This is a genomic window from Micromonospora sp. (genome assembly GCF_048594385.1).
GTDB lineage: Bacteria > Actinomycetota > Actinomycetes > Mycobacteriales > Micromonosporaceae > Micromonospora > Micromonospora wenchangensis.
In genome coordinates this window covers 1-16,009 of sequence record NZ_JBMDWU010000097.1, presented here as the reverse complement: position 1 = coordinate 16,009, position 16,009 = coordinate 1, and the positions used below count along the sequence as shown (strand labels likewise).

Below are 16,009 nucleotides of genomic sequence, written 5' to 3'. Positions count from 1 at the left end.
GGGGCCGCCCCCCCGGGCCCGGGGGCACGTCGCCGACCGGACGACGCCGGGACGGCGGTCACGGGCCGGCGGGCGGCGGGCGGTCACGGGGCGGCGAGCGCCTCGGTGGGCGAGAGCCGACTGGCCCGGATCGCCGGGTAGAGGCCGGCCAGGGCGCCGATGGCGATGGTCGCCCCGATGCCGCCGGCCACCACCCAGAGCGGCACCACCGTCGGCCACCCCTGCGAGCTGGCGTAGCCGGCGGTGACCAGACCACCGATCAGCACCCCGCCGACGCCGCCGAGGGCGGACAGGAGCAGCGACTCGGCGAGGAACTGGGTCCGGATCTGCCCCCGGGTGGCACCCAGCGACCGCCGCAACCCGATCTCGGCCCGTCGCTCGATCACCGAGATGACCATGGTGTTGGCCACCCCCACCCCGCCGACCAGCAACGCCACCGCGCCCAGCCCGAGCAGCAGGCCGGTGAACGCCTCGTCGGTGGCCTGCTGGGCGGCGAGCGCGTCCGACGGCCGGGAGACCTGGATCTCGTTGGACTGCTCCGGGTTGGCCGTCGCCGCCAGCACCGCCCGGACGGCCTCGACGTGCTGCTCGACCGAGCGGGTGTAGATCCGGGTGGGGTGGCCGTCCAGGCCGAGGTAGGTGGTCGCGGCCGACCAGCCGACCAGCGCCGACGAGTCGAGTTCCGGGGCGAGCGGTACCGGCCGCAGGATGCCGATCACCGTGAACCACCGCCCGTCGACGTACACCTGGATGTCCGGCCCGGCCGCGCCGAGGCCGAGCCGCTGCGCGGCGACCGACCCGAGCACCGTGGCCGGATACCGCGCGGTGGCCTCGTTGAGCCAGGTCCCGCTGGCCAGCGAACCGCCGACGGTGTCGAGGAGGTCCAGCTCCACCGCCTGGGTGCCCAGGCCACCGGTCTCCGCCGCCGGAATCCGGTCCGACCGGTAGACCGGGGTGTCCGGCAGTTGCGCGGTGGCCGACACCTGGCGTACCGGGCCGATCCGGCTGATCATGCCGACCGCCTCGACCGGCAACTGGGCGTCCGCACCGAACAGGGTGCTGCCCGGCGCGACGGTGAGCAGGTTGGTGCCGAGGGCGGCGAGCGTCCGGTCCAGGTCGGCCCGGGACGACGACGAGATGCCGACCACGCTGATCATCGCCGCGATGCCGATGGCGATGCCCAGGGCGGACAGGAACGCCCGCAGTGGCCGGGTACGCAGCCCCACGCCGCCGACCCGCAGCACGTCCCGTGGACTCATCCGGGCCGGTCGCAGCCGCTCCGGTCGCCCGGCGTCACCCCGACGCCGCGCGCCGGGGGGCCGCAGTGGGGTCGTGGTCATCGGAGCACCCCTTCGGTCGGCGCGGCGGAGTCCGCCACGATCAGCCCGTCGCGCATCTGCACCTGCCGGGGCAGGCTCGCCGCGATCTCCCGGTCGTGGGTGATGACCACGACGGTGGTGCCGGCCGCGTGCAGTTCGTGCAGCAGCTCCATCACCCCCGCGCCGGAGCTGGAGTCGAGGTTGCCGGTCGGCTCGTCGGCCAGCAGCAGCGGCGGCTCACCGACCACCGCCCGCGCGATCGCCGCCCGCTGCCGCTCACCGCCGGAGAGCTGGTGCGGCCGATGGTCCAGCCGGTGCCCCAGGCCGACCCGTCGCAGCGCCGCCTCCGCCCGCCGCCGCCGCTCCCGCCGGGGCACCCCGGCATAGAGCAGGCCGTCCGCCACGTTCTCCACCAGGGGTACGCCGGCAGCCAGGTGGAACTGCTGGAACACGAACCCGATCCGGCTGGCCCGCAGCGCGGACAACTCCCGGTCGGACAGCCGGGCGGCGTCGTACCCGTCGATGCGGACCGCGCCCGAGCTGGGCCGGTCCAGCGTGCCGATCACGTTGAGCATGGTGGACTTCCCCGACCCGGACGGGCCGACGATGGCCACCAGGGCACCCCGGTCGACGGTCATCGACACCCCGCCGAGGGCGGCGACCGTGTCGCCGTACCGTTTCGTGACGTCGCGCAGCTCGACCACGTGGTCGGGGCCGGCGACCCGGGCCGGCTCAGTCACCGGGCATCCCCACGGTCAGCCCCGCGGTGACCCCCTCACCGGAGACCTCCACCCGACCGTCCGCGAACAGGCCGGTGCGCACCGCGACGATCCGGGTGCCGGTCTCCTCCACGACCTGCAGCCCGTAACCGCCCTCGGCGAGGGTGAGCAGCGCCGCCACCGGTACGGAGAGCACGTCGGCACGTTCCGAGGCGATCAGGCCCAGATCCACCGCCGCCTTGTCGTAGCCGGCCAGCACCTTGGGGTCGTCCCCGGTGACGGTGACCTCGATCTTGGTTTCGGTCTCCGGGTCCTTGCCGGACGCCGCCGACGTCTGCACCACGGTCTCGACCGTGTCGACCCGGCCCGTGCTGCGGGTGCCGTCCGGCAGGGTGATGGTCACCTCCGCGCCCTTGCGGGCCAGCCGTTGGTCCTCGACGTCCAGGGTGCAGGTGACCAGCCGGGCCGTGCCGGTCGTCGACAGCACCGCCTTGCCCGCGCCGACGGTGTCACCGACCTCCACGGCGTGGCTCTCCACCCGCACCTCGCCGGGGGCGTAGACGATCCGCGCCGGTTCGACCTGACCGGTCTCCGGCAGGCCCAGGTCCTCCTGCCAGTCGCGGACCGCGTCGGCGGTCGCCGAGGTGAAGTCCTCGTCGACGTCGAATCCGGTGTGCCCGAGCGCGGCGAGGTTCTGCTCGAACTGCTTGACGTCGGTGCCGCTGACCCCGGAACGCAGCATCCGGTACGCGGGCAGGCTGCCGTAGAGCAGCACCACCGGCTCGTCGTCGATCCGGTAGAGCGCCTTGCCCCGCTTGACCGTCGCGCCACCCTCGGCGAGCCAGGTGACCGTCCCGGCCAGCCGGCTCTCCCGGGCACGCGGGGTGCCGTACCCCAGCTCGCCGTTCTTGGTCTCCCGGTCGACCAGGGTCTGCCGGGTCACGGTGGCGGTCGCCGGCGGCCGGTCGACGGCGGCGGACCGGTCGGCCCGGCCGTCGGCTGCGGAGGTGACCGCGACGACCGCCACCGCCACGACGAGCAGGGCCACCGCACCGAGCAGGACCCCCACGCGTGGGCGTCGCCGCCGGGCCGGTGGCTCGTCGGGTGCGGTGGCGGTCGACTCGGCGGGGCGGGCCGTGGTGCTCATGACGTCCTCCGGCGTTCACCCAGGTTGGGCATGATCTCCCGGCACTTGTCGAACGCGGCCCGCACCTTCGGGTCCTTCAGGTCGATGTTGGCCTTGCCGGGCTGGATGCGTCCGTCGGCGGACGGGTCCGGGAAGTCCGGCACGCCGTTCTCCCGCATGCAGCCGGCCAGCTTGCGGACCTGCTCGGTCTGTTCGGCGTCGAGCTGCCGGGGTTGCCCCCCGTTGGGGGCGTACTCGCGGCACTCCTGGAGCGCCGCCTGCACCTTGCCCAGGTCGATGTCCGCCCCCGAGTCGAACCGGGGGCCCTTCTCCCCCGGCTGCGGGTCCGGTACGTCGAGTCCCTGTTCCCGCAGGCACGTGGTGAACTTGAGCTGGCGCTGCTCGTCGCTCAGCCCGGCGGCGGACACCGAGGGCTCCGCGCCGCCGCCACCTGCGGTGGCCACCCCGGGGTCGTCGTCGCCCCCGCCCTGGCAGCCGCTGAGGGCCAGGGCCGCCAGCACGGGCAGGGCCAGCAGCAGGCGCAGTGGATTTCGTCGCATCGTCGGTCTCCCTTCGGCCGGCAGAGAGCCGGCATTACGGATAACTCAACTCCTGAGGCGGTATCCAGGGCATAAGCGGTGGCGTTAACGCGGTGGTTATCCGGGCGTAGGCGAGGATGGAACGGTGCGCGTACTGGTGTGCGAGGACGAGAAGCTGCTCGCGGACGCGATCGCCGAATGGCTCCGCCGGGAGTCGTTCGCGGTCGACGTCGCCTACGACGGCGACGCCGCCCTGGAACGGATCGGCGTCAACGGGTACGACGTGGTCGTACTCGACCGGGACCTGCCCGTCGTGCACGGCGACGACGTGTGCCGGGCGCTGGTCCGTGCCGAACGGGACACCCGGGTGCTGATGCTGACCGCTGCCGCCGCCGTGCGGGAACGGGTCGCCGGCCTGGCCATCGGCGCCGACGACTACCTCACCAAGCCGTTCGCGTTCGTCGAGTTGAGCGCCCGGGTGCACGCGTTGACCCGCCGCACCCGCCCGGCCGCCCCGCCGAAGCTGAGCCGGGCCGGGATCGTCCTGGACCCGTCCCGGTTGGAGGTCACCCGGGACGGGCACTTCGTGCCGCTGTCCCGTAAGGAGTTCGGCGTGCTGGCCGAGCTGCTGCGCGCCGACGGTGCGGTGGTCTCCGCCGAGGACCTGCTGGAACGCGCCTGGGACGAGCACATCGACCCGATGACCAACGTGCTGCGGGTCACCGTGATGAAGCTGCGTCGCAAGCTCGGCGACCCACCGGTCATCGAGACCGTGCCCGGGGTGGGATACCAGATCCGATGAGGAAGCCGACGATCCGGGCCAGGCTCACCCTCATCTACGGCGGCCTGTTCCTGCTCGCCGGCACGGTGCTGCTCGCCGTGACGTACGTGCTCGTCGACCAGCGGCTCGCCCACGGTCTCGGATTCAACCTGCGCGGCAGCGGCGGCAAGGAGTCGATCTCGCTGCCGCAGGGCACCCAGATCAGCGCCAACCAGGCCGAACACCTGCGCACCATCGTCCGGCAGGTGCAGGACGACGCCCGCCGCGACGCCCTGGACTCGCTGCTCACCCAGGGCGGGGTGGCGCTGGCCGTGGTGACCATCGCCGCGGTCGCCTTCGGCTGGCTGGTCGCCGGCCGGGCGTTGCAGCCGTTGCAGCAGATCACCGGCACCGCCCGCCGGATCGCCGGTGCCGACGGGGCCGGCCGGGGGCTGCACGAGCGGATCGCCCTGGTCGGGCCGACCGACGAGGTGAAGGAGCTGGCCGACACGTTCGACCTGATGCTCGAACGCCTCGACCGGTCCTTCGACGGGCAGCGGCGCTTCGTCGCCAACGCCTCGCACGAACTGCGTACCCCGCTGGCGATCAACCGGTCCCTGGTGGAGCTGGCGATCACCCGGCCGGACTCCCCACCCGAGCTGCGGCAGCTCGGGGAGACCCTGTTGGCCGTCAACGAACGCCACGAACGGCTGATCGACGGGCTGCTCACCCTCGCCGACTCGGAGAACGCCCTGGCCGAACACGCCGAGGTGGATCTCGCCGAGATCGTCGGGCACGTCGCGGAGCAGACCGCCCGGTCGAGCACGCTCGCCGTCACCCGCGAACTGGCCCCGGCGCGTACGGCCGGCGACCCGGTGCTGCTGGAACGGCTCACCCAGAACCTGGTGGAGAACGCCGTCCGGCACAACGTCGACGTCGACGGTTGGCTCTCGGTCGCCACGGCGGTGGTCGACGGTCGGGCCACCCTGACCGTCAGCAACAGCGGGCCGGTGGTGCCCGGGTACGAGATCGAGACGATGTTCCTGCCGTTCCGCCGGCTCAACCGGGAGCGGGTCGCCGGTCAGCGGGGCTTCGGCCTGGGGCTGTCCATCGTCCGGGCGGTGGCGCGCGCGCACGGCGGGACGGTGCGGGCCGTCCCCCGCCCCGACGGCGGCCTCGTGGTCACCGTCTCCCTCCCCGGCCCCTCCTGACCCGGCCCGCGGCCCCGGCCGTGATCGACCCCAACGGGGCCGATGTTGCGGTATCCGGCGGAAGGGATGGCGCAACATCGGCCCAGTTGCGACAGCCGCCCGACGGGTCGGGCAGGGCGGCCCGCGCGACGGGTCGGGTCAGCTCGTGACGTCCTTGCGGGTGAAGCGCCAGAAGGCCAGGCCCCAGAACAGGGTGGCGTAGCTGACCGCCGAGATCGCGCCCCGGACCACGTCGTCGGTCTGCATCGGGGTGGACAGCAGGCCCAGCCAGGCGCTGCTGTAGTGGGTCGGCAGGAAGTCCCGCAGCACCCCCAGCGCGGTGATCTGGTCCAGGATGCTGGACAGGATCCACAGCAGCACCGCGCCACCGACCGCGCCCAGCGCGGCGTCCGTGACCACCGACAGCAGGAACGCCAGCCCGGCCACCACCAGCAGCACGACCGCCAGGTAGCCGAGCACCGCCAGCAGCCGGACCAGCCCCTCGGTCGGGGTCAGCTCGGCGGCGACCTGGCTGGTCAGCGGCGACCAGCCGTAGCGCAGAGTGCCGGCGAGCAGGGCCGTGCCGGCCAGCAACAGCAGGGCCAGCCCCGAGTACGCCAGCGCCACCAGCAGCTTCACGGTCAGCAGCCGGGCCCGGGGCACCGGCACCGCCAAGAGGTAACGCAGGCTGCCCCAGCTCGCCTCGCTGGCCACCGTGTCACCGCAGAACAGCGCCACCACCACGACCAGCAGGAACGACGCCGACACCAGGATCGAGAAGAGGGTGAAGTTGAGCCCGCCCGAGGTGGCCAGGTCGGCGAGGCTGGCGAACTCGCCCCGGCCCCCGCCGTCGTCGTCCCCGGACTCGAACTGGAACGCCACCAGGATGATCAACGGCAGCAGCACCATGAACCCCAGCGCCAACTGGGTACGCCGCCGCGACGCCTGCCTGCGGAACTCCGCCCCGAACGGCAGGGTCGCCCCCGGCCGGTACCCGGCCGCCGCCCCACCCGGCCCGAACCCGCCGCTCCGCGCACCGCCGCCCGACGCCGCACCCCCCGACGCCGCACCGGACGGAACCGCACCGCCGTTCGGGCCAGCGCCCGACGGTGAGCCCACCGAAGAACCTGCCATCACCGGTCACCGCTTCCCCGAGAGTTCTCGCCCACCAGGGCGAGGAACGCGTCCTCCAGGCGACGCCGTGGCACCACCCGGTCCACCCCGATCCCGGCCCGGACCAGCTCGGCCACCACCTCGCTGCGGGCGGTCCCGTTCGTGTCCACCACCAGCCCACCGGCACCGCCGGACGCACCGGCACCGGCACCGGCACCGCCGGCCGCAGCACCGCCGCCGGCCACCGCACCCGCGCTCGGCGGGACGTCACCGCCGTCGTCGGCGCCGAGCACGCGGACCCCGTCGAGGCGGCTCAGCACCTTCCGCGCGGCGGCCTGGTCGGTCACCTCGAACAGGGTGCTCGGCGACTCGCCGACGATCTCCTCGACCGGGCCTGCGGCGACGATCCGGCCCTTGTTCACCACCACCGCGTGCGTGCAGGTCTGCTCCACCTCGGCCAGCAGGTGACTGGAGACCAGCACCGCCCGGCCGTCGGTGGCGTACCGCTGGAGCACCCGGCGCATCTCGGCGATCTGCGGCGGGTCCAGCCCGTCGGTCGGCTCGTCGAGCACCAGCAGCTCCGGCAGGCCCAGCATGGCCTGCGCGATGGCCAGCCGCTGCCGCATGCCGTGGCTGTAGTTCTTGGTCCGCCGGTGCACCGAGTCGCCCAGCCCGGCGATCTCCAACGCCTCGTCGAAGTGCGCGTCGGCCCACGGCCGCCCGGTCGCCCGCCAGTACGCCCTCAGGTTGTCCAGGCCGGACAGGTGCGGCAGGAAACCGGGCCCCTCCACCAGCGCGCCGATCCGCGACAGCACCGGTGAGCCGGGCACCAGCCGGTGCCCGAAGACGTAGATCTCCCCGGCGGTCGGCTGGGTCAGCCCCATCAGCACCCGCAGGGTGGTGGTCTTGCCCGCGCCGTTCGGGCCGAGCAGGCCCATCACCTGGCCGGGATGCACCTCGAAGTCCACCCGGGACACCGCGACGAAGCCGTCCGCGTACTCCTTGCGCAGGTCACGGACGGCGAGCGGGATGCCCGCGTACTCGGGATGGACGGAGTCGTCCTGGCGGCGGTGCCGGCGGCGGACCACGGCGACGACCACGACGAGCCCCACCAGGATCGCGGCCAGCAGGGCGACCAGCACCCAACGCCACACCGTGGCGGTGGTCGGGATCGGCGTGGCGGTGACCGTCGGCAGGCTCACCGCCCCGTCGACCGCCACCGTGTAGACGGCCGGCGCGGCCGGCGTGGTGTACGCCTGGTCGGCGGTGGCCAGCACCACCCGCAGCCGGTGCCCGGCCTCGACCCGGCGGACGATCGCCGGCAGGGTCACCTGGACCGGCTGCGCGGCGTCGATCGTGGCCGGCAGCCCGGTCAACCGGATCGGGGCGACCAGCCCGTCGGGCAGCGTCGCCGCGCCGGCCGGGTCGACGTCGTAGAGCTTGGCGAACAGCACCGCCTCGCCGGTCGCCGACGCGGCCCGGACGGTGACGGTGGGTGCGCCCACCACGTCCACCGCCTCGGCCAGCGGCGTCGACTCGAACCGGGCGTGCTGGCCGGGCACGTCGCCGGCGACCCCGTCGAGCAGGGAGCCGAGCGACCCGGCGAACGGGATCGCCGAGATCGCCGCCGGGTTGCCGTTGGGCGGGTTCGCGACCGGCTGGGCCGGCCCGTCGACCGGCACCTCCCGCCGGGCGTCCCCGGTCACTCCGGGATAGTCGGCGGTGCGGTAACCGGTGGCGACGAGGCCCCGGTCGAGGGCGTCGAACCCGGCGATCCGGGAGAACGTGAAATCGTCGCCGGGGGCCGCGCCGGTGCCCTTGACGTAGCGGTCGAGCCACTGCACGGTCAGGTACTTCACCCGGTCGGAGTCGCTGGTCGGGCCGGCGCCGCCGTCGTGGCCGCCGGTGAACCAGGCCACCCGCACGGGGGTGCCGGCGGCGGCGATGCCACGCGCGTTGGCGTCCGCCTCGGTGAGCGGGAAGAGGGTGTCCGCCTCGCCCTGCACCAGCAGGGCGGGGGCCTTGATCCGGCCCAGCACGTCGGCCGGGGAGGAGCGCCGGAGCAGGTCCACCGCCGCCTGGTCGGCCCGCCCGGTGGTGGCGATCCGCAGGTACGCGGCGCAGACGTCGGCGGCGAACCGGCCGCAGGACGGGTCGGCGGCGGCCCCCGGCACGCGCGGCGACCGGCTGCCCGGCCCGTTGCCCGGCTGCGGGCTGGGTGCACCGGCCGACGCGGGAGCGCCCTCCGGCTGGACGGCGGCGGTGTTGCCGGACAGCCCGGCCGGGCCGGAACCGGCACTGCCGCCGCCGCCGAAGAAGATGCCGGCCCAGCCCTTCTTGAACACGCCCTCGGTGGCCGGCTTGCCGGTGCTCTCCGGCAGGAAGGCGCGGGACAGGTCGTTCCAGGTGATCATGGGGACGATCGCGTCGACCCGGGGGTCCTGGGCGGCCAGCAGCAGGGCCAGACCGCCGCCGTACGAGCCGCCGACCACGCCGACCCGGGGGTCACCGGCGGCGTCGGTACGCACGTCGGGGCGGGCAGCCAGCCAGTCCAGCAGCCGCTGGGCGTCGCGTACCTCGTAGTCGGGGCTGTCCAGGTGGATCTGCCCGCCGCTGCGGCCGAAGCCCCGCGCGGTCCAGGTCAGCACCGCGTAGCCCTGGCCCACCAGGTCCTCGGCGTCGCTGCGGACGGAGTCCTTCGTACCGCCGAAGCCGTGCGCCAGCAGCACGGCCGGGACCTTCCGGTCGGCCGACGCGCCCTTCGGCAGGTAGAAGGTGGTGTCCAGGTCGACGGGCTCGTCGCCGGCCGGCCCGGAGCGCACGGTGAGCATGGTCGACTCGGTGCGGAAATCCGGCCGGTCCGGCCAGACCGCCCAGCCGACGACCGCCGCCAGCAGGACGACGACCACCGACGCGGCGACCGCGCGACGACCGGTGGGCAGGGCACGACGGACCCGTGCGGCCGACAACGGCGATTTCATTCGGCTCACGGTACGGCCCGGAAGCTGAGCGTTGGCTGAGATCCGCCGTACGTCCGTCCTGGGCAGCCGATCGTCGGTCGAACAGCGGAAACCGCACAAGGTCACCCGGCGTTCACGCAGAACGAATTCGGATTACGTGAATTCACGCGTAAGGCGCTATATCGCTATGGAAACGAGCATGTCACCGTGACAACAGTACGCAGCGTCACGAGCGGGTCAATCTTGCGTCACATCACTCGAAGTGACGCAAAACTGACCCGCGTAGACCTCCGGCCAGGGATCGCCCGTCGATTAGGTTCTCGGTCCGACGCACGGGACCGAATTGTCACGCCATCCCCGACCCCTGCGCCGCCGCCGGAGGAGACAACCATGACCGTTCCCGCCTCGCGGGTCCGTCGACGGCCCAGGACACCGGGCCGCCTGTTGCCGCTGCTACTCGCCACCGCGCTGCTGCTGCCGGTGGCGTTCCTCGTCGTACAGGGCTACCGGCTCGTGGACACCGACCGCGAACTGGCCGAACGGGAACGGCTCGGCGTCGAGTACCTGCGCGCCCTCGGCCCGGTCACCGAGGCGCTGGTCGACGCGCAGACCGCCGCCGTCGCCGGCCGGCCGGTGCCCCGCGACGCCCTGGACCGGGCGGTGGAGGAGGCCGCGGCGGTCGACACCCGGGTCGGCGGCGAACTGCGCAGCACCGAACGGTGGGCCGGCCTGCGCGCGAAACTGGAGGGCCTGCCCAGCCGGTCGCTCACCGACCCGGAAACCGCCTTCACCGCGTACGGCGAGGTCACCGACCTGCTGCTGGCACTGCACGGCAAGATCCGCGAAACCTCCGGCCTGATCCGCGACCCCGGCTCCGACTCGTACTTCCTGCAGGACGGCGTCGGCGAGGAGATGCCGGAGGCGACGGTCGCCGCCGGACGCCTCATCGACCTGGCCGTGCTGGCGCAGCGACGCCCCGCCGCCGACCAGGCCCGCACCGTGGGTGAGCTGGCCACCCTCCGGTTCGCCGCCCTGCAACCGGCCGGTGACCTGGTCAACGACCTCCAGACGGTGGTCGACACCTCGGAGAGCGCCGACATCGGTGCCGGGGTGCTCACCCCGTTCGACAACTACCAGCGGGCCGTCGAGGCACTGGGGGCGCTGTCCCAGCCCCGGGGCCGGGCCCAGGAGCTGGACGTGGCGAAACTCGCCGCCGCCCGCAACCAGGCGCAGACCGCCAGCCGGGAGCTGCAGCCGGTCCTCCTCGACGAACTCGACCGGCTGCTGCGGCAGCGCATCGACCAGCTCGACCGCGACGCCCTGCTGATCCTCGCCGCCGGTGGCGTGGCCGGGCTGCTGCTGGTGGCGCTCGGCGCGAGCGGTTGGCTGACCCGTCGCGGTGAGCGCCCGACGGGCCGGGGCACCCCGGCGGTCGAGCCGGCCGACGCGGGCGGACCCGCCCCGTGGGAGCCGCCGACGCCGCCCGGCCGCCTGCCCACCGGGCCGGTGCTCCAGCCGGCCGGCCGCGGCACCGAACCCGACCGGTGGAGGCCCTTCGATGCTGCTCGGTAGGCTGCGAATCCGGGGCAAGCTGGCCCTGCTGGTGGTGGTCCCGCTGCTCTGCATGGCCGGGCTCACGGTGCCGGTGGTCTGGGAGCGGGCCTCCGCGGCCCAGCGGGCCGGCGACATCGCCGACCGGGTCCGGATCGCCAGCCGGGTCGGCACGATCCTGCAACACCTCCAGCAGGAACGCCTGCTCGCCGTCGGCCTGCTGCTCGGGCAGGTGCAGCGCACCGACCTCGTGCAGAAGATCGCCGAGGTGGACGACCGGGTCGCCGACCTGCGCTCCGACCTCGGCGACGACCTGCCCGGCGAGGTCGACACTGCCCTCGACGGGGTACGCCAGCTCGCCGCCCTGCGGACGGCGGCGGTCGCCGGGCAGACCGGCCCGGACCAGCTCATGGCCGGGTACGGGCCGGTGAACACCGCCCTGATCGACTCGCTGCGGTTACGGCTCAACGCGGACACCCGTACCCCGGCCGGACGACAGGTGCTGGCCCTGGACGGCCTGCTGCGCACCGGCGAGAGCCTCAGCGCCGGCGCCACCCTGATCGTGCTGGTCGCCGCCCGGCCCAACGCCCAGACCGTCACCGCCTACGTGGCGAACTTCGCCGTCCTCGAAGACGAGAGCGCCCGGCTCCAGGCCCTGGTCACCCCCGAGCAGCTCGACCTGCTCACCCTGGAGGAGGTCGCGGTCGCCAACCGCACCGGGCCGAACTTCATCGACCAGAGCGCCGTCGACCCGGCCACCGCCATCGGCGCGCTGGACGTGGCGACCCTCTTCCCCACCGTCGGCTCGATGATCACGCTCGGCCAGTTCGTCGAGAAGAAGCTGGCCGCCGACGTCACCGCCGAGGTACGCGCCGACCGGCAGGTGGCGCTCGCCGGGGCGTACTGGGTGACCCTGCTGATCGTGACCATCCTGATCGCGGTCATCCTGCTCACCATGGCGGTCGGCCGGGCGGTGGCCCGACCGCTCACCCGGCTCACCCGCTCCGCCGACCGGGTCGCCCGGGTCGCCGAGTCCGAACTGGTCCGGGTCGCCGACGACGAGTCCGAGACCACCTCACCGGTACGCCTCGACCCGGTCGACGTGGGTGCCCGGGACGAGATCGGCGACCTGGCCCGCGCCTTCGAACGGGTGCAGAACACCGCCGCCCGGCTGGTGGAACGGCAGGTGGCGAGCCGACGCAACGTGGCCCAGATGTTCGGCCACGTCGGGCGGCGTACCCAGAACCTGGTCGGCCGGCAGATCGCCCTGATCGACCGGCTGGAGCAGCAGGAGACCGAGCCGGGGCGGCTGGAGCACCTGTACCGGCTCGACCACATCTCCAGCCGGTTGCGCCGCAACGCGGGCAGCCTGGTGGTGCTCTCCGGCGCGACCGGCGACGACGCGCACGTCGCACCGGTCCCGGTCGCCGACGTGGTCCGGTTGGCCCTCGGTGAGATCGAGGACTACACCCGGGTGGACGTGCAGGTCCCGCCGGAGGTGGTCGCCGCACCGGCGATCGTCGGTGACCTGGTGCTGACGCTGGCCGAGTTGATGGAGAACGCCACCGTGTTCTCCCCGCCACACACCCGGGTCGTGGTCACCGCCGAGACGACCGACGACGGCGCCCGGCTGGCCGTCATCGACCAGGGCATCGGGATGAGCGAGCAACGGCTCGCCGAGGAGAACGCCCGGTTCACCCGCCGGGAACGGCTGGACCTGGCCCCCTCCGAGGTGCTGGGACTGTTCGTGGTGGGTCGGCTCGCCCGCCGGCACGGCTGGACGGTGGAACTCGCCGCCACCCCGGGCGGCGGGGTGACCGCCAGCCTGGTGCTCCCCGGCTCCGCCCTGGCCCGCCCCGCGACCGGGCGTGGCGGGGAACCCGTCAGCCGGGTCGCGCTGCCGTCGCGGGAGCGCCCCGTGACGACCCCGCCGGCCGGACTGCCGACGCGGGAACGACCCGGACCGACCGGCCCGAACACCGGGCCCGGCACCGACGTCCCCCTGCGGACCGGCCGCACGCCGGTCGTACTCGACGCCGGTCCCGCCCGGCCCACGGTCGACGCGGCGTTGGCCCGGCCGACGGTCGACGCCACGGCGCTGCCCGGGTTCGACCCCACGCTGCTCAGCAAGGCGACCATGAGCATGGCGGCCACCGGCCCCTGGGACGCGTTCAGCACCGCGCCGACCGACCAGGAGCCGGCCCGTACCCCCGGCACCGAACCGGACCTGGCCTATCCCACCGGCGGCGACCCGGCCGGTGCCACGACGGTGCTGCCGGCCCGGGGCACCGCCACGGTGGCCCCGGTGGCCGACGCGCCCCACCCGGCGGTCCCGCAGGCCGTTCTGCTCCCCACCGTGGGGCAGACCACGACGCCCACGACGGACCGACCGGCCCCGCTGCCGGGCATCCGGCAGCGGGTCCCCGGCGCGAGCCTGCCCCGTACCGCACCGGTCGTCGGGCCGGTGGACGGCAGCCGGGCCGACCCGGAGGCCGCGCGGGCCCTGGTCGAGCAGTTCCAGTCCGGGGTGCACCGGGCCGAACAGGCCGGGCCGGCCGCCGCGTCCGTCGCCACCCGACCCGCTGCCAACCGACCCGCTGCCAACCAACCCGCCGCCGCCCAACCCTCCGCGGCCCAACCCTCCGCCGCACCGGCGGTGCCCCGGCTGACCCGGCGGATCCCGGGCGCCAACCTGACCGTCTCACCGCCCCGGCAGGCACCGAGTGAGAATCCGGGAGATCCGGGCGAGGTCCGCGATCTCATCAACGCGTTCGAGACGGGCGTCGCCCGGGCTCTGCGCGAAGTCCGCACCGACCACCGCACTGAAGAAGGAACGACACGGTGACCAGCCCGCACGTACACGAGAACGTCGACTACCAGAACCACCCGGCCGGGGACCTCAGCCCGGAGGCGCGCACGTTCAACTGGCTGTTGGACTCGTTCACCTCCAGCACAGCCGGCGTCCTGGAGGCCATCGCGGTCTCCTCCGACGGGCTGCTGATGGCCATGTCGTCCATCAAGGACCGGTCCAACGCGGAACGCCTCGCCGCCGTCGTCTCCGGCATGACCAGCCTGGCCGGGGGTGCCGCCAGCTGGTACGCCCTCGGCGGGCTCAACCGGGTGATCGTGGACATGGCCGACGGCTACCTGCTGATCACGGCGATCAGCAGCGGTTCCGTACTGGGCGTGATCGCCGACCGGTCGGCCAACCTGGGCACCGTCGCGTACGAGATGACCCTCTTCGCCGGCCGGGCCGGCGGCGCGCTGACACCGAGACTCATCGCCGAGCTGAAGAACGCCGTTCAGCAATGACCCGGGACGCCGCTGGCGAGGAACCGGAACCCGAACCCATGGTCCGGGTCCGCCCCTACCTGCGGACCCCGGCGGGCGATACGACACCGACGCCCGCCCCCGTCCCCGAGCCGGAGGCCGGCCGCCCGGCCAGCCCCCGCCCGTTCGTGCTGACCGCCGGGCGGGTGGCCGGCGCGGACCCGGCGATCGGGCTGGAGACCCAGGTCACCGCCCGGACCGGGCCGGGCCGGGCCGCCGCCGTGGCGGCCCTGCTGGCCCCCGAGTTGCAGGCGATCGTCGCCCTGTGTGGTGAGCCGATCTCGGTGGCGGAGATCTCCGCCCGGATGCGGCTGCAGCTCGGCGTGACCCGGGTGCTGGTCGGTGACCTGCGGGCCGCCGGCCATCTCGACGTGCACGTCGGCGCCGCCGACGACGCATTTGACCCCGACCTCATCCTGCGAGTGATTGATGGACTCCGTGCGATCTCCTGAATGGCCGGTCGCCCCGCTCGGCGGGCTCGCCGCGAACAGTGCCTCCGCCCGCTACGGACAGCCCGTGGGCGGCCCTCCGACGGCACCCCAGCAGCCGGGCGCACCACTGCCGTACCGACCACCGGCGGCGTCGGCGACACCGACGACGGACACCCGCAGCGGCCCGCCGGCCGCTCCGCCGATCCCGGTCAAGCTGCTCATCGCCGGAGGTTTCGGGGTGGGCAAGACGACCACGGTCGGTGCCATCTCCGAGATCGCCCCGCTGACCACCGAGGCCGAGATGACCAGCGCCGGGATCGGGGTGGACGACCCGGGGGCCCGCAGTGGGAAGACCACCACCACGGTGGCGATGGACTTCGGCTGCGTGACCATCGACCGGAGCCTGAAGCTCTACCTGTTCGGCACGCCCGGCCAGGACCGGTTCGGTTTCATGTGGGACGACCTGGCGCGGGGCGCGCTCGGCGCGTTGGTGGTGGTGGACAGCTCCCGGCTGGACGACTGCTACCCGGCGGTCGACTTCTTCGAGCGGGCCGGCCTGCCCTTCGTGGTCGGGGTGAACACCTTCGACGGCCGGCTGACCCACGAGCTGGGGGCGATCCGGTGGGCGCTGGCGATCGGTGACCACGTGCCGCTGGTGCAGTTCGACGCCCGGGAACGGCTGTCGGTACGGGACGCCCTGCTGGTCGTCCTGGACCGGGCGCTGGACCGGGCGGTACGGGAGAAGGGCGCCTGACCGAGCCGACGCCCGGTCGTTTCCATCGGAGAGGGGGACGTGATGAGGGGTGGTCTGGACGAGACACTCGCCCGGTTGGCCCGCCGTGAGGAGGCCCGTCGCCGCCGGTCGGCCGATCCGGAGACCGACGACGGCGGACCGACCCTGGCCTTCGGGGCCACCGGCCACCCGCCCACCGCCCCGGCCCACCCCGGGCCGGCAGCGACGCAACCGGCCG

13 protein-coding genes are annotated in these 16,009 nt (G+C 74.0%); 7 read left to right on the top strand and 6 right to left on the bottom strand.

Annotation, left to right across the window (positions count from 1 at the left end; genetic code table 11):
* Nucleotides 1-83: 83 nt before the first annotated feature.
* From ACOJTC_RS04350 to ACOJTC_RS04335, 4 genes are all read right to left on the bottom strand, one after another.
* Entirely contained in the window at nt 84-1,259 is a 1,176-nt protein-coding gene (locus ACOJTC_RS04350; protein WP_204924996.1) for an ABC transporter permease, read from the bottom strand.
* Nucleotides 1,260-1,336: 77 nt separating this feature from the next.
* Complete coding sequence (locus ACOJTC_RS04345; protein WP_363792820.1) at nt 1,337-2,023, bottom strand: ABC transporter ATP-binding protein; 687 nt, start codon at nt 2,021-2,023, stop codon at nt 1,337-1,339.
* Between the two features lie 28 nt (nt 2,024-2,051).
* On the bottom strand, nt 2,052-3,185 hold the full coding sequence (locus ACOJTC_RS04340) for a peptidoglycan-binding protein (RefSeq protein WP_420115843.1): 1,134 nt from the start codon (nt 3,183-3,185) through the stop codon (nt 2,052-2,054).
* The gene (locus tag ACOJTC_RS04335) at nt 3,182-3,724 is read right to left on the bottom strand and encodes a hypothetical protein (RefSeq protein ID WP_204924701.1); all 543 of its coding nucleotides are present in this window, start codon (nt 3,722-3,724) and stop codon (nt 3,182-3,184) included. Before ACOJTC_RS04335 ends, ACOJTC_RS04340 begins: the two co-directional genes overlap by 4 nt.
* 124 nt (nt 3,725-3,848) lie before the next feature.
* On the opposite strand from ACOJTC_RS04335, the gene ACOJTC_RS04330 reads away from it, so the two are divergent.
* Both ACOJTC_RS04330 and ACOJTC_RS04325 read left to right on the top strand, forming a co-directional pair.
* Nucleotides 3,849-4,505 (top strand): response regulator transcription factor, encoded by a 657-nt coding sequence (locus ACOJTC_RS04330; RefSeq protein WP_088643197.1) that lies wholly within the window; start codon nt 3,849-3,851, stop codon nt 4,503-4,505.
* Nucleotides 4,502-5,674 carry a sensor histidine kinase gene (locus tag ACOJTC_RS04325; RefSeq protein WP_420115842.1) on the top strand — a complete coding sequence of 391 codons (1,173 nt, stop codon included), beginning with the start codon at nt 4,502-4,504 and terminating at the stop codon, nt 5,672-5,674. Before ACOJTC_RS04330 ends, ACOJTC_RS04325 begins: the two co-directional genes overlap by 4 nt.
* Nucleotides 5,675-5,812: 138 nt before the next feature.
* Here the strand turns inward: ACOJTC_RS04325 and ACOJTC_RS04320 are convergent, their stop codons facing one another.
* Together ACOJTC_RS04320 and ACOJTC_RS04315 are read right to left on the bottom strand one after the other, a co-directional pair.
* Nucleotides 5,813-6,787 (bottom strand): ABC transporter permease, encoded by a 975-nt coding sequence (locus ACOJTC_RS04320; protein WP_420115841.1) that lies wholly within the window; start codon nt 6,785-6,787, stop codon nt 5,813-5,815.
* Nucleotides 6,787-9,747, bottom strand: a complete 2,961-nt coding sequence (locus ACOJTC_RS04315) for an alpha/beta fold hydrolase (protein ID WP_420115840.1) — start codon at nt 9,745-9,747, stop codon at nt 6,787-6,789. Before ACOJTC_RS04315 ends, ACOJTC_RS04320 begins: the two co-directional genes overlap by 1 nt.
* 369 nt (nt 9,748-10,116) lie before the next feature.
* Between ACOJTC_RS04315 and ACOJTC_RS04310 the strand changes: the two genes are divergently transcribed.
* The 5 genes from ACOJTC_RS04310 to ACOJTC_RS04290 are packed head-to-tail and all read left to right on the top strand — an operon-like array spanning nt 10,117 to nt 15,792.
* Complete coding sequence (locus ACOJTC_RS04310; RefSeq protein ID WP_420115839.1) at nt 10,117-11,298, top strand: hypothetical protein; 1,182 nt, start codon at nt 10,117-10,119, stop codon at nt 11,296-11,298.
* Nucleotides 11,285-14,122, top strand: coding sequence for a nitrate- and nitrite sensing domain-containing protein (locus tag ACOJTC_RS04305; RefSeq protein ID WP_420115838.1), 2,838 nt, complete (start codon nt 11,285-11,287; stop codon nt 14,120-14,122). Before ACOJTC_RS04310 ends, ACOJTC_RS04305 begins: the two co-directional genes overlap by 14 nt.
* On the top strand, nt 14,119-14,589 hold the full coding sequence (locus ACOJTC_RS04300) for a roadblock/LC7 domain-containing protein (RefSeq protein ID WP_067305308.1): 471 nt from the start codon (nt 14,119-14,121) through the stop codon (nt 14,587-14,589). The genes ACOJTC_RS04305 and ACOJTC_RS04300 overlap by 4 nt, the downstream gene beginning before the upstream one ends.
* A complete protein-coding gene (locus ACOJTC_RS04295) occupies nt 14,586-15,059 on the top strand; it encodes a DUF742 domain-containing protein (RefSeq protein WP_420115837.1) in 474 nt (157 codons plus the stop codon). Before ACOJTC_RS04300 ends, ACOJTC_RS04295 begins: the two co-directional genes overlap by 4 nt.
* Complete coding sequence (locus ACOJTC_RS04290) at nt 15,037-15,792, top strand: ATP/GTP-binding protein (RefSeq protein ID WP_204924694.1); 756 nt, start codon at nt 15,037-15,039, stop codon at nt 15,790-15,792. Before ACOJTC_RS04295 ends, ACOJTC_RS04290 begins: the two co-directional genes overlap by 23 nt.
* Nucleotides 15,793-16,009: the final 217 nt, after the last annotated feature.

Coding starts and splice junctions, on each gene's coding strand:
- ACOJTC_RS04350 (WP_204924996.1), bottom strand. CDS start 1,259: ATGAGTCCACGGGACGTGCTGCGGGTCGGCGGCGTGGGGCTGCGTACC.
- ACOJTC_RS04340 (WP_420115843.1), bottom strand. CDS start 3,185: ATGAGCACCACGGCCCGCCCCGCCGAGTCGACCGCCACCGCACCCGAC.
- ACOJTC_RS04335 (WP_204924701.1), bottom strand. CDS start 3,724: ATGCGACGAAATCCACTGCGCCTGCTGCTGGCCCTGCCCGTGCTGGCG.
- ACOJTC_RS04325 (WP_420115842.1), top strand. CDS start 4,502: ATGAGGAAGCCGACGATCCGGGCCAGGCTCACCCTCATCTACGGCGGC.
- ACOJTC_RS04320 (WP_420115841.1), bottom strand. CDS start 6,787: ATGGCAGGTTCTTCGGTGGGCTCACCGTCGGGCGCTGGCCCGAACGGC.
- ACOJTC_RS04315 (WP_420115840.1), bottom strand. CDS start 9,747: ATGAAATCGCCGTTGTCGGCCGCACGGGTCCGTCGTGCCCTGCCCACC.
- ACOJTC_RS04310 (WP_420115839.1), top strand. CDS start 10,117: ATGACCGTTCCCGCCTCGCGGGTCCGTCGACGGCCCAGGACACCGGGC.
- ACOJTC_RS04305 (WP_420115838.1), top strand. CDS start 11,285: ATGCTGCTCGGTAGGCTGCGAATCCGGGGCAAGCTGGCCCTGCTGGTG.
- ACOJTC_RS04295 (WP_420115837.1), top strand. CDS start 14,586: ATGACCCGGGACGCCGCTGGCGAGGAACCGGAACCCGAACCCATGGTC.
- ACOJTC_RS04290 (WP_204924694.1), top strand. CDS start 15,037: ATGGACTCCGTGCGATCTCCTGAATGGCCGGTCGCCCCGCTCGGCGGG.